This is a genomic window from Aquirufa ecclesiirivi, assembly GCF_011250515.1.
GTDB classification, from domain to species: Bacteria; Bacteroidota; Bacteroidia; order Cytophagales; family Spirosomataceae; genus Aquirufa; species Aquirufa ecclesiirivi.
The window spans coordinates 1-14,517 of sequence record NZ_JAANOP010000001.1 but is presented as its reverse complement, the minus strand read 5'-3'; the positions used below and the strand labels follow the sequence as shown (position 1 = coordinate 14,517).

Below are 14,517 nucleotides of genomic sequence, written 5' to 3'. Positions count from 1 at the left end.
TTATGAAAGGAACTTTTAAATTCTCAATTTTAGCCTTTTACCTTTTTTTAAATGGTTGTAAATCAGATTCTGTTAGTCCATCAAATCCAACTCCTGTAACTCCAGCTCCAACAGTGGCTGAAATTATTAAGAAAAATTGGAGCGCTAATACAGTATTATGGGACGGGGTAAGTCAATTTGATAAATCAAGTGCCTCTAATTTAATTCAAGGATATAATCAATATAAACTAGATTTAAGCAATCCTTCATCTTTGTCTATTATTGAGTTTGATGGGAAAAAATTTACAGGTAAATATTCACTCTCTTCGGATAATCAAAAATTGATAATTTCAGATTTATCTGGTGCAGATGGCGCCCCTTCTGGAACAAATGGAACAGTTGAATTTAAAGTTATTTCAACACCTACAACTAATTTACTCGTTATAGAGACTTCTTCTCCTTATGTAAAAGCTAGCAATAAAGTTGTTAGACTTAGTTTAATTCCATAAATAGTAAAATAACAGTTCTTTATTTCCTTCTAGGCTTTTTAGTTTTATCAGATAGTTTTTAAATATACAGTTAGAATTTGTCTTACACAAAAAAGCCCCCTCAGTTTCCTGAGAGGGCTTTTAATTCAATCTAAATCAGACTAGTTTTCAACCGAAACCTTGGCCGCAACTTCTGCTTCGCTAGCTGCTACTTTAGCTTCTAATTGCTTCAACTCATCTACTGGAGTCACAATGAAGTCCTTGTATCTGCGAACTCCCGTTCCCGCAGGAATCAAGTGTCCAACAATCACGTTCTCCTTCAAGCCTTCCAATGTGTCTACTTTAGCACGTATCGATGCCTCAGATAATACCTTCGTTGTTTCCTGGAAGGATGCCGCCGATATAAATGATTCAGTACCCAAAGATGCCTGCGTAATACCCTGCAAATTAGCAGAAGATACCGCCGCATGCGCATCACGTACTTTCATTACTTTCATATCTCTACGCTTCAATGAGGAGTTCTCATCACGTAAAGCACGAGCAGAAATAATCATACCTGGCTTGTACTTCTCTGAATCACCTGATTCTGTGATTACTTTCTTGTCCATGATCTGATCATTCTCCTCACGGAAAGCAAAACGATCTACGTTTTGACCCTGTAAGAATTGTGTATCACCTGGATCCAAGATTTCAACCTTTTGCATCATCTGACGAACGATACACTCAATATGCTTATCGTTGATTTTTACCCCTTGTAAGCGGTATACATCTTGGATTTCATTCACTAAGTATTCTTGTACCGCTGTTGGTCCTTTGATCGATAAGATATCCGATGGTGTAATAGCTCCATCAGATAATGGCGTTCCAGCACGTACGAAGTCATTGTTTTGTACCAAGATAAACTTAGTCAATGGCACCAAGTACTTACGCTCTGTTCCTTCTTTCGGAGTAACAATGATCTCACGGTTACCACGCTTAATGATACCATAAGAAATAACACCGTCAATCTCAGAAACTACCGCTGGGTTAGATGGATTACGTGCTTCAAATAATTCCGTTACACGTGGAAGACCTCCCGTAATGTCACGAGTTTTACCCGCTGCACGTGGAATCTTCGCAATGATCTGTCCTGCTTTGATTTTGTCTCCTTCATCAATCGCCAAACGAGCACCTACTGGTACGTTATATACCAAATCCTCTTTTCCTTTAGCCACAACCAATACCGATGGGTTCTTTGTCTTATCCTTAGATTCGATAATTACCTTCTCACGTAAACCTGTTTGCTCATCTGCCTCCTCTTTGTAGGTATTGTTTTCCTCAATCGATTCAAACGCTACTTTACCTTCAGCTTCAGATAAAATGACCGCATTGTATGGATCCCATGCACAAATCTCATCGCCTTTCTTGATGGTTTGACCATCTTTCACGCGAATCACAGAACCGTATGGAATGTTGCTAGAAATCAACAACTGCTTGTTAGCAGGGTTGATGATCTGAACCTCACCCGAACGACCCATCACGATTTCTACTGGATTTCCTTCTGAATCCGTCGAACTTACCGTACGAACCTCCTCAAAATTAATCACACCGTCAAACTTCGCTTTTACACTCGCATCTAAAGATACGTTTTGTGCTGTACCACCGACGTGGAATGTACGTAATGTCAACTGTGTACCTGGCTCACCGATCGACTGAGATGCAATCACACCTACAGCTTCTCCTTGACCCACCATGTGGCCTGTAGATAAGTTACGTCCGTAACATTTCGCACAAACACCATTTCTAGTTTCACAAGTTAATACCGAACGAATCTCAACCGATTCAATCGCCGTTTCATCAATTTTGTTTGCCGCAATCTCTGTGATTTCATCACCAGAAGCTACAATTAACTCATTGCTAATCGGATCATACACATCATGTACGGACACACGACCCAAAATACGCTCAGATAATGGCTCAATGATCTCCTCATTATCTTTCAATGGGAATACCTGAATACCACGTAAGGTACCACAATCTTCTTCATTCACAATCACATCTTGAGCTACGTCATGTAAACGACGAGTCAAATAACCCGCATCGGCTGTTTTCAAGGCAGTATCTGCCAAACCTTTACGAGCACCGTGTGTAGAAATAAAGTATTCTAATACGTCTAGACCTTCTTTAAAGTTAGAAAGGATTGGGTTTTCGATGATTTCACCGACCGAACCTTGTAAGTTCTTTTGTGGCTTAGCCATCAAACCACGCATACCACCCAACTGACGGATTTGCTCACGAGAACCACGGGCTCCCGAGTGCATCATCATGTAGATGGCATTGAATCCTTGGTTATCCTCTTCCATCTGCTTCATCAATGTCTCGGTAATTTTCGAGTTCACTTTTGTCCAGATGTCAATAACTGCATTGTAACGCTCGTTATCTGTGATTAAACCCATTAAATAGTTATCCCAAACTGCTTGTACATCTTCCTGAGCTTTCTTCACTAAATGTGCTTTCTCCTCTGGAATCTGAACATCACCAATACCCATCGACAATCCGCCGTGGAAGGCTTGTTGGAATCCTAAATCTTTGATATCATCCAAGAATTGAGCTGTACGAGCCATTCCACAAATCTTGTGAACTTGAGAAATGATCTGCTGCAATTTCTTTTTAGTCAATAATTCATTGATGTAACCTACTTGCTCTGGTACGCAAAGATTGAATAATACGCGTCCTGCAACAGTTTCCACCATTTCGCTTACTAAAGAACCATCTTCCTTACGTACATTCGCTTTTACCACGATATTCGCATGTTTCGATAATTTCTTTTCGTTTAAAGCAATCACCACTTCTTCAAAACCATAGAAGCGACGACCTTCACCATCTACTTTATGTGTTTCTGTCGACTTTCTTCCCTTGGTTACATAATATAATCCAAGAACCATGTCTTGTGAAGGTACCGTAATCGGCGCTCCGTTAGCAGGGTTAAGGATGTTATGTGAGGCCAACATCAACAAAGAGGCTTCCAAAATCGCTTCATGTCCTAGTGGAACGTGAACCGCCATCTGGTCACCGTCAAAGTCGGCGTTAAATGCCGTACAAGTCAATGGGTGTAATTGAATCGCTTTTCCTTCAATTAATTTAGGCTGGAACGCTTGGATACCCAAACGGTGCAAAGTAGGAGCACGGTTTAATAATACCGGGTGACCCTTCATGACATTTTCCAAAATATCCCAAACTACAGGATCTTTACGGTCCACAATTTTCTTCGCAGATTTAACTGTTTTAACGATACCACGCTCGATCAACTTACGGATAACAAACGGCTTGAAAAGCTCAGCTGCCATGTCTTTTGGAAGACCACACTCATGCATTTTCAATTCTGGTCCAACCACAATTACCGAACGACCTGAGTAGTCAACACGCTTTCCTAATAAGTTTTGACGGAAACGACCTTGCTTTCCTTTCAACATATCAGAAAGAGATTTCAAGGCACGGTTACCTTCAGAACGAACTGCGTTTACCTTACGAGAGTTGTCGAACAAGGAGTCAACAGCCTCTTGCAACATACGCTTCTCATTACGTAAAATTACCTCTGGAGCTTTGATCTCAATCAAACGCTTCAAACGGTTGTTACGGATGATCACACGACGATATAAATCGTTCAAGTCAGAAGTCGCAAAACGACCTCCATCCAATGGTACTAATGGACGCAACTCTGGTGGAATAACTGGAACCATCTTAATAATCATCCATTCCGGACGGTTATCAATACGGCCAATCGATTCACGGAATGCTTCTACTACCTTCAAACGCTTTAAAGCTTCCGCTTTACGTTGTTGTGAAGATTCTGTATCTGCCGAGTGACGCAAGTCAGCCGATAATTCGTGTAAGTTGATACGAGATAACAACATGTTTAATGCATCAGCACCCATCTTAGCGATGAATTTCTGTGGATCCTCATCCGGCAAATGTTGGTTCTCACGTGGCAACTTATCCAAGATATCCAAGTATTCATCTTCAGTCAAGAAATCAAGGTATTGAGAACCAATCTTTCCTTCTTCCGCATACATACCAGCCTGAACGACCACATATCTTTCATAATAGATCACTTGATCTAATTTCTTAGTTGATAAACCGAGCATGTATCCAATTTTGTTGGGTAAGCTACGGAAGTACCAAATATGCGCTACAGGAACCACCAATTCGATGTGTCCCATACGCTCACGACGTACCTTTTTCTCAGTTACTTCAACACCACAGCGGTCGCAAATGATGCCCTTGTAACGAATACGCTTATATTTTCCACAGTGACATTCCCAATCTTTGGTTGGTCCAAAGATTCTCTCACAGAACAATCCACCCATCTCAGGCTTGTATGTTCTATAGTTGATGGTTTCCGGTTGGGTTACTTCACCATTTGAACCTTCTAAGATCGACTCAGGAGAGGCCAATGAAATGGTCACCTTTTGGAAGTCGCTATTCAGCTTTCTAGTCTTTTTAAATGACATTTTCGTTTAATTTTTTTGGAAAATGATGTTAGTTAAGGGCCGTTGCCAGCCCTAATGTATGTTTACTCTAGGGTGATTTCTAAGGCTAAACCACGTAATTCATGAATCAATACGTTGAATGATTCTGGAATATTTGGTTTTGGCATGTTCTCACCTTTTACGATGGCTTCGTATGCTTTAGCACGGCCGATAACGTCATCGGATTTAACAGTCAAAATCTCTTGCAAGATATTTGCTGCTCCGAAGGCCTCAAGCGCCCATACTTCCATCTCTCCGAAACGCTGACCTCCAAATTGAGCTTTACCTCCCAAAGGTTGTTGCGTAATCAATGAGTATGGTCCAATCGAACGAGCGTGCATCTTATCATCCACTAAGTGGCCCAATTTCAGCATGTAAATAATACCTACTGTTACTGGTTGATCAAATTTATCACCCGTTAAACCATTGTATAAATACGTACGGCCCCAATCTGGTAAACCCGCTAGCGTTAACTCAGCAGCTACTTCTGCCTCTGTTCCACCGTCAAAGATTGGTGTCGCATAACGCTTACCTAATTTTTGTCCAGCCCAACCTAATACAGTTTCGTAAATCTGACCTAAGTTCATACGAGAAGGTACCCCTAGTGGATTCAATACGATATCTACCGGTGTTCCATCTTCCAAGAACGGCATGTCTTCCTCACGTACAATACGGGCTACAACACCCTTATTACCGTGACGACCCGCCATTTTATCTCCTACTTTCAACTTACGTTTCTTAGCTACATATACCTTCGCTAATTTCACGATACCGGCAGGTAATTCATCACCCACCTCTAACACGAAACGCTCACGCTTGAATCGACCCGCGATTTCATTACGACGAATGTTGTAGTTTTTGATTAATTGTAAGAAACGAGCATTTAACTCAGCATCAGCTGTTGCTTCTTCTACGATCAAATCAGAAAGTAAATTAGCTTCCTCTGGTACAGCATAAGTACTTTCATCACGGTACAAGTTCTTGTCTGGGAATAATAATTCTTCAATGTTTTTCGCACTGAATTTTACACCCTTCTCCACAATCACCGTTCCGAATTTATGCTTGATTCCGTTCGATGTCTTACCGTTCAACAAGGCTACTGTCTTGTCGATCATGATACGACGAATATCTAACAAATCTCGACCATATTGCTTCATCACTTTTTTCAACTCAGCTTTCGACTTCTCACGTTCTTCTTTATCCTTTTTAGGACGAGCGAACAATTTCGTGTCGATTACCACACCTTTAAGTGATGGAGGTGCTTTCTTAGAAGCATCTTTCACGTCACCGGCTTTGTCACCAAAGATGGCACGCAATAATTTTTCTTCTGGAGTTGGATCTGATTCTCCTTTAGGAGTAATCTTACCAATTAAAATATCTCCTTCTTTTACATCAGAACCTACACGTACAACTCCGTTTTCATCCAAGTTACGAACGGTCTCTTCCGATACGTTCGGGATTTCAGAAGTTAATTCCTCTTCTCCACGCTTAGTATCACGAACTTCCAATTCAAACTCTTCAATGTGGATCGATGTAAAGATGTCATCACGAACTACTTTCTCTGAGATGACAATCGCATCCTCAAAGTTATAACCTTGCCATGGCATGAATGCCACTTTCATGTTACGTCCTAAAGCTAATTCACCACCTTGAGTAGCATATCCTTCGCAAAGTGCTTGTCCTTTTGAAACACGCTCACCTTTGAAAACAATCGGCTTCAAGTTGATGGTGGTATCTTGGTTCGTTCTACGGAACTTGATCAATTTATATGACTTGGAAGGGCCATCAAAGCTGATAACTTTTTCATCTTCCGTTTGATCATATTTAACTACAATTTTCAATGCATCCACATACTCAATAACTCCATCCCCTTCAGCTACTACTAAAGTTCTGGAGTCAATCGCCACACGGTGCTCTAAACCTGTACCAACAATCGGCGCTTCAGGTCTTAATAAAGGTACCGCTTGACGTTGCATGTTGGATCCCATCAAGGCACGGTTAGCATCATCATGCTCTAAGAATGGAATCATAGATGCCGCCACCGAAACAATCTGGTTAGGAGCTACGTCCATATACTGCGCTTCGGATGGATTAACCAATGGGAAGTCACCTTCAAAACGAGCCTTGACACGATCAGATAAGAATTTACCCGACTTAATATCAATAGGAGCATTAGCTTGAACAATGTTCTTGCCATCTTCTTCCTCTGCAGTCAAATATTGAACATGGCTACTTACATCCACCTTGCCACCGTCAATGATACGGTATGGAGTTTCTATAAAGCCCATGGAATTCACTTTGGCATGTACACAAAGTGAGGAAATCAAACCAATGTTTGGACCCTCTGGAGTTTCAATCGTACACAAACGACCGTAGTGCGTATAGTGAACGTCACGAACCTCAAAACCAGCTCTTTCACGAGAAAGACCGCCTGGTCCTAGGGCAGACATACGTCTTTTGTGCGTAATCTCTGCCAATGGATTTGTTTGGTCCATGAACTGAGATAGCTGATTCGTTCCAAAGAATGAATTAATAACCGAAGACAAAGTACGCGCGTTGATCAAATCAACTGGCTTGAAATCTTCATTATCACGTACGTTCATACGCTCCTTGATGGTACGAGCCATACGAGCAAGACCCACACCGAACTGAGCATATAATTGCTCACCTACAGTACGAACACGACGGTTTGATAAGTGGTCAATATCATCGACTACCGCACGTGAGTTGATCAATCCGATCAAATACTTCACGATGGAGATGATATCTTCCTTCGTTAATACCTTTACATCCATTGGGATGTCATGGCCTAACTTTTTATTGATACGGTAACGACCAACCTCTCCTAAATCATAACGTTTGTCAGAGAAGAATAAGTTTTGGATGATGTCACGAGCAGTTTGCTCATCCGGCGCATCTGTGTTACGTAATTGCTTATAAATAACTTCAACAGCCTCTTTCTCTGAGTTTGAAGTATCTTTTTGTAAAGTATTATAAATGATGTTATAGTCAGAAACGTTCACATCATCTTTGTGAAGAATAACGGTAGAAGAACCTGATTCTAAAATCGTTTCTACTTCATTCTCCGTAATCACCGTATCACGCTCGATTAAGATTTCGTTACGGTCGATTGAAACTACCTCACCAGTATCTTCATCTACGAAGTCTTCCTGCCAAGTTTTCAAAACCCTCGCAGCCAAACGACGGCCTACGATGCCTTTGATGATTTTTTTATCAACTTTAATTTCTTCAGCTAAACCGAATAAATCTAAGATGTCTTTATCATTTCCGTAACCAATGGCACGAAGCAATACAGTTACAGGAAACTTCTTCTTACGGTCAATGTATGCGTACATCACATTGTTTACGTCCGTAGCAAATTCAATCCAAGAACCCTTGAATGGAATAATACGAGCCGAATACAATTTCGTTCCATTGGTATGCTTCGATTGCGCGAAGAATACACCTGGTGAACGGTGTAATTGCGATACAATAACACGCTCAGCACCGTTGATCACAAAGGATCCACGTTCTGTCATGTAAGGAATATTTCCCAAGAAAACCTCTTGTTCGATGGTTTGGAAATCTTCGTTGTCTGTGTCATTACAGATCAATCGCAACTTGGCTTTTAAAGGTACTGAATAGGTTAATCCACGGTCAATACACTCATCTACCGAATATTTCGGCGGATCTACAGAGTAATCAACGAATGAAAGAACGAAATTTTCACGCGAATCCGCGATAGGAAAATTTTCAGCAAATACTTTAAATAAACCCTCGTCCGTGCGATTTTCAGCTGCTGTTTCTAGCTGGAAGAAATCTTGGAAGGATTGGATTTGGATATCCAGAAAATCTGGATAATTGATCACACTCTGCGTTTTCGCAAAGCTGTGTCTTCCGGTGGCAGTGATGTTACTCAAGGCTTTATACGTTTTAATTAATGTGAATAATGGCCCTAGGGGCACAAATTCTCCTCCTTTTGGAAGAGATTAATCAAGCTGAACGCCTCGTAGATGAAAAGATGTGGTGTCCCTTGACCATTTCCCTACGAAAAGAAAAGTTGCTTCGGAACCACTCCTCGGATTTGCCCAGAGGGCTTTAATCCTAAAATAGCCTGCAAAATTACTGATAATTTTCTAATAAACAATAGCTTAGCTAGAAGGCGCCACAAAAAAATACTATTCTTGCCATTATGATGTTCTGAACATGTGGAAAAACAAAGTGCATTATTACCTCCGTTTTATTTTAGGCATGACACGCTCCGAATTGCTGGGCTTGTTGAGTCTGTTTATTTTTTTATTACTGGCCGACATCTTTTCCCGTTGGATGGAATACCAAAGTCGACAGCAAGTAATGGATTCTTTTCAACCTACCTATTGGACCAAGACGTTGATTGAAATGGAAAAATCGAATCAGCCAGAATATACTTATTCTAAAAGCAAATTTTCTTCTACTCATCATGGAGACGATCTATCTCATAAATCCAAATTCCCTACTCGAGAAGTGAAACGAGAAAAAAAGCAAGCTTGGCAAATCAATATCAATCAAGCCGATTCTTTAGCATGGATAGCTTTGCCGGGTATTGGGCCTGCCTTTGCTAAAAGAATTTTAGCCTATCGAGAGAAATTGGGAGGTTTTCATCGAGCGGCTCAATTGAAAGAAGTCTATGGTTTGGATACCCTTTGGGTCAATGAACACATCACTCAGTTTCAAGTTGGTAAAGGGGTGTTTCGCTACCTGTACATTAATAAGGCCGATTGGAAAGAATTTAGGCATCCTTATTTGCCTTATCGACAAGCCAATTTGGTGTTGAATTATCGTAAGCAACACGGGGCATTTCAAAACTGGGAAGATTTGAAAAAAGTACAGCAGCTAGACGAAGTGGTTTGGCAAAAGCTAAGTCCCTACCTTTCATTTGAACCTTGAGAAATATGCTGTACTTTTGTTTCAAATTAACACTTCATTATATATAAAGATATGTCAACTGGATTTTTCAAGGTACCACAACCTACCAACGAACCCATTTACTCCTATGCTGTAGGTAGTTCGGAGCGCCAATTATTACAAGATACACTTCACACGTTGCGAAATAAACAAGTGGAAGTTTCTATGCGTATTCATGGAAAATCCGTTCAAGGGTCAAATAAGGTGGTCATGACATGTCCACACGATCATCAGCATATCTTGGGGTATTATTATGAAGGTGGGAAAAAAGAAATAGCAGATGCTATAGAATCAGCTTTATCAGCTAAAGCAGCTTGGGCAGCATTGACTTGGCAAGAACGGGTATCCATCTTTTTGAAGGCCGCTGATTTATCGGCCAATAAATACCGCATGGAACTAAATGCCAGAACCATGTTAGGTCAATCCAAGAATGCTTATCAAGCTGAGATTGATTCAGCTTGTGAATGGGTAGATTTCTTGCGCTTTAACGCCCATTATGCGGCACAAATATATGCGGATCAACCGATTTCATCCCCTGGAGTTTGGAATCGATTGGAATATAGGCCATTAGAAGGATTTATATATGCATTAACCCCCTTTAATTTTACGGCCATTGCAGGTAATTTGCCAGCAGCACCAGCCATGATGGGGAATACGGTAGTTTGGAAGCCTTCACCTCAGCAGATTTATTCCGCTGCCTTATTGATGCAAATATTGGAAGAAGCGGGTTTGCCAGCAGGTGTTATTAATTTGGTATTTGCTGATGGTCCAGAAGCAGGGGAGGTCGTATTCTCACATCGTGATTTTGCGGGGATTCACTTTACGGGGTCTACTAAAGTATTTCAAACCATTTGGCAGAATATTGGAAATAATATTGCCAACTATAAATCGTATCCGCGTATTGTAGGAGAAACAGGAGGGAAGGATTTTGTGCTAGCTCATGCTTCGGCAGATGTGAAAGCATTGGTAACAGGATTAATTCGCGGGGCCTTTGAGTACCAAGGTCAGAAATGTTCAGCCGCTTCAAGAGCCTATGTGCCGGCCAGTTTATGGCCTGCGGTAAAAAGTCAATTACAGTCAGATTTGGCTAAGATCAAAGTGGGAGGGACTGAGGATTTCGGCAATTTTGTGAATGCGGTGATTGATCAAAAAGCGTTTGATAAGATTACTTCCTATATACAGGAAGCTAAAAATTCGAAAGAAGTAGAAGTCATTGCTGGAGGAGGCTTTGACGCTAGTCGGGGATATTTCGTGGAGCCGACTGTCTTATTGACCACCAACCCACATTATCGTACCATGGAAGAGGAGATTTTCGGACCTGTATTGTCGATTTATGTGTATCCAGATCAAGATTGGAAGGCAACTTTAAACCTGGTAGACCAAACCTCGGCTTATGCCTTAACGGGTGCTATTTTCTCTCAAGATGCCTATGCATTGTCGGAGGCGGCTAAAGCTTTAGAAAATGCCGCAGGAAATTTATATTTAAATGATAAATGTACTGGAGCTGTAGTGGGTCAGCAGCCTTTTGGTGGAGCTCGCGCATCTGGTACGAATGATAAGGCAGGTTCTTATTTGAACTTATTACGTTGGGTTTCCCCACGTACGGTCAAGGAAGTGTTTTCATCGCCTACGGATTTTAAGTATCCGTTTTTGGGGTGATTAAGTTAATGATTTAGTTATTAATGTGTATTCTTTATAATACTCCCCACATTTGAACCACTGGGTTTGTAAATAATTGTTTGAAAAAATACCCTGAACAAGAACTTTAATCGGGGCTCTTTTTGCTAAAGACTAACATTTTTCTTTTAGTAAAATATACAAAAAGTGCAGAAATGATTGAATAAATAAAAATATCCACAAACGCGCTTTTTAAGATACCATTTACTTCATATTTAGCTTTAATTCTATCATAAATCTTTTTATACTCCTTGCTTTTATCTGTGTCGATTTTAATATTATTTTCTCTTTCAATCGACTCCATTCTAGCTACCACTCCTGATGCAATTCTGTCAGCGATAATGCTAGAACGTTTAGGATCTATATATTGATAAATAAATATTTTTACGAACAAATGACTTAAAGCACACAGTGAAACAGCCAATAAACATGAAAAATATAGGGATTTAACATGGGATATCTTTTGTTTAAAGAAATAATAAAACAAACAGAATGGAATCGAAATTTCAATAATTAGAAAGAGTAAATTCGCTAAGGTATTATTTGAATCTTCATTTTCACTAAAGTATGAAATGATGTAAACTAACAAATAATACAATATCATTAGAGTTGCAATTTTAAAATATTCGATTTTCATTAAAATTGATATTTATTCTTTTCCACAACTATTTTTGGGATACACCAAGCTTGGCCAACTTGATGTAAAGTTCTTGGATGCTGATTTAAATATTGTGGTACATGAACTACCATTTTTCTACCATTTTATATAATTATAGTTATGTCAAATGGTAATATTTCAGTCTTGATTCGCAAGCGGGAAGTTTTTAATGAATTTTCTAAAACTACTTTTCCCCGAGGTACCAGCTTTCCAGGCAATGTTCTGTCGATGGCGCCTAACGGTATTTTCAGATACAAATAACTGATCCGCTATCTCTTTGGAGCTAAGTCCTTTTTTAATTAGTTCAATAATTTGGATTTCCTTGTTGGTAAAATCATGGGGATGAGTCGTGGCGAGCATCATTGGAGTAGATTGGGTATAATTAGAACATTCTTTTTTCTTCGACGTTTAATCCTATTGTTTTTTGTAATGGTAAAAATCATGAAAATGGCAATCAAGCTACCAATTCTAGGGGCGACCCAAATCAAAATGAACAAGTAATTTATCAGTTAGTGGTAGTTCATTTTTTATGAAAGTGATGATGGTGACGATGATAGAAGTGATCATCAAAAAAACAGGAAAGAGCCGATGAAGTAGAATATGGGTAAGAAGAATTCCAATATCATTGGTTTATAAAGTTGATTATTAATGGGTCGTCGATATTTTAAACATCATGCTTACTTTTTTGGAATATTTCTTTTGATAGGGTTGATATATGGGAAATTCCACCCATTCACTCTTATGCATCAGAAAAGATTGTTTATTGGTGGTATAGACGCCTAATCCAATAGAATTTACTTGATGCATCCAATCCGTTTCCCGTTTTTTGTATCGAAAGGCTAGTATGACACCATTTTCTGGAACTTCTATTGGTGCCGGTATTTCAAATTCGTTCCACGCTTTTTTATATAGTCTGAATGCTAAAGGAGCGCTAGTTAATTTCTTGTCAGGAAGTCCATTACTTCCAAGAGTATAGAATTCGATTTCAAAGTCATGGTAATTTTGTTTTTTGCTAGTGACATGCATGGAAAAGCTTTTCATCCTTTTATGCCATAATATGGGATCGTCAATGAGGACACCTATCCAATTGATCATTGAACCTTGAATCCTGCTTATTTTTTTGGGTGTTTCAGAAGATAAAGTCTTAGCTTGTTTTGTAGTATCAAAGAGAATAATAGAGTCCTTTAAGGGAATGGCATTTGTATTGGCGAGTTTTTTGGCATGTTTGTAGTACTCTCCTTTCGCAGAAATAGACGAAAATGTTAAAAAGAATAGTATGTATAGTAAATATTTCAAATGACAACTGCTTATAAAAAGGGTTTATTGGGTTAATAATCCTTTCTCTTCAATTATAAAATTCAATTACCTGATTAGTGAAACGGGTTATTTCGATTTTTTGCTTGATAGATAAACCCAATTTCCCAATTGATCGTAAAGTTCATTTTAAATGATTGAATTTGAAATACGACAAGAAGTCCTATTTTACTCCTATTAATCAGTATGTTATTGATTTTTCATTAAAGAAATTGAAGCCAGATTCAGGTTTTAAAATTCCTGATAAACCTTCGAAATTCTTTTTTTCCATGGCTTCCGATTTTCCTTCCGATGTTTTCTCGGTGTTTTTTGATGGTAAATTGGGAGAGGTGGAGTTTTTCGGCAATTTCTTGTGAGGTATTACCTTGTTGGATTTGGGAAATAACTTCGAGCTCACGGAGGGTAAAATCTACTATAGTGATATGAGATGACATGCAGGTATTGAATTAGGGTTAGGTACTGACTAGGGCCAATAATGCTGTAAATTATGAAATAAGTAAATGAAGATATATTTTTTCAAAATTTTTCTCTTTGATATTCAGCGAATTACCAGGAAGTTGATAATAAAAGTTAATTTTTTTTGATCAATGATTTGGAATAAGGAAAATAAACCTACATCTTTGCACTCCGATTTAGCGACTACAACGGCAGTCGTTCGAAGTACAGAGGCCTTAGGGCTTAAAAAAGAGCAGGAATAAAAAGAGGCGAACTTGAAAACGAGTTCAATTTTTTTTGCCTGAGATTTTTTAAGGAATTAAGGAGAGAAGTACAAAGAGTTCTTTGACGTGTTGATAAAAGGAAAAAGTTTTTAATCATTTAAAGTGGTTAAGAAGAGAAAAATAGCATTCAAGACAAGGATAATGACAATTCTTATTTTAATAGTAAGAGCAAAGTCAAACATCCAAAGAATATTTACAATGGAGAGTTTGATCCTGGCTCAGGATGAACG

General features: G+C 39.2%; 9 protein-coding genes. 3 read left to right on the top strand and 6 right to left on the bottom strand.

All coding sequences use genetic code 11. The annotated features are described in order from the left end of the window. Nucleotides 1-2: 2 nt before the first annotated feature. Nucleotides 3-488 carry a hypothetical protein gene (locus G9H65_RS00045; RefSeq protein WP_166373233.1) on the top strand — a complete coding sequence of 162 codons (486 nt, stop codon included), beginning with the start codon at nt 3-5 and terminating at the stop codon, nt 486-488. Between the two features lie 140 nt (nt 489-628). Here the strand turns inward: G9H65_RS00045 and rpoC are convergent, their stop codons facing one another. Further along, nucleotides 629-4,957, bottom strand: coding sequence for a DNA-directed RNA polymerase subunit beta' (gene rpoC, locus G9H65_RS00040; protein ID WP_166373231.1), 4,329 nt, complete (start codon nt 4,955-4,957; stop codon nt 629-631). A 62-nt stretch (nt 4,958-5,019) separates the two neighbouring features. Next, the gene (gene rpoB, locus G9H65_RS00035; RefSeq protein ID WP_166373229.1) at nt 5,020-8,895 is read right to left on the bottom strand and encodes a DNA-directed RNA polymerase subunit beta; all 3,876 of its coding nucleotides are present in this window, start codon (nt 8,893-8,895) and stop codon (nt 5,020-5,022) included. A 286-nt stretch (nt 8,896-9,181) separates the two neighbouring features. On the opposite strand from rpoB, the gene G9H65_RS00030 reads away from it, so the two are divergent. Continuing rightward, the gene (locus G9H65_RS00030; protein WP_166373227.1) at nt 9,182-9,901 is read left to right on the top strand and encodes a ComEA family DNA-binding protein; all 720 of its coding nucleotides are present in this window, start codon (nt 9,182-9,184) and stop codon (nt 9,899-9,901) included. A 51-nt stretch (nt 9,902-9,952) separates the two neighbouring features. After that, nucleotides 9,953-11,578 carry an L-glutamate gamma-semialdehyde dehydrogenase gene (gene pruA / locus G9H65_RS00025; RefSeq protein WP_166373225.1) on the top strand — a complete coding sequence of 542 codons (1,626 nt, stop codon included), beginning with the start codon at nt 9,953-9,955 and terminating at the stop codon, nt 11,576-11,578. A 106-nt stretch (nt 11,579-11,684) separates the two neighbouring features. Here the strand turns inward: pruA and G9H65_RS00020 are convergent, their stop codons facing one another. The 4 genes from G9H65_RS00020 to G9H65_RS13540 all read right to left on the bottom strand — a co-directional run bounded on the left by G9H65_RS00020 (nt 11,685) and on the right by G9H65_RS13540 (nt 14,002). Beyond that, nucleotides 11,685-12,233 (bottom strand): DUF4199 family protein, encoded by a 549-nt coding sequence (locus tag G9H65_RS00020; protein WP_166373223.1) that lies wholly within the window; start codon nt 12,231-12,233, stop codon nt 11,685-11,687. Nucleotides 12,234-12,392: 159 nt separating this feature from the next. Then, nucleotides 12,393-12,617 (bottom strand): LuxR C-terminal-related transcriptional regulator, encoded by a 225-nt coding sequence (locus G9H65_RS00015; RefSeq protein ID WP_166373221.1) that lies wholly within the window; start codon nt 12,615-12,617, stop codon nt 12,393-12,395. 282 nt (nt 12,618-12,899) lie between these two features. Next, nucleotides 12,900-13,550 carry a hypothetical protein gene (locus tag G9H65_RS00010; protein ID WP_166373219.1) on the bottom strand — a complete coding sequence of 217 codons (651 nt, stop codon included), beginning with the start codon at nt 13,548-13,550 and terminating at the stop codon, nt 12,900-12,902. 242 nt (nt 13,551-13,792) lie between these two features. Beyond that, nucleotides 13,793-14,002 (bottom strand): response regulator transcription factor, encoded by a 210-nt coding sequence (locus tag G9H65_RS13540; protein WP_166373217.1) that lies wholly within the window; start codon nt 14,000-14,002, stop codon nt 13,793-13,795. Nucleotides 14,003-14,517: the final 515 nt, after the last annotated feature.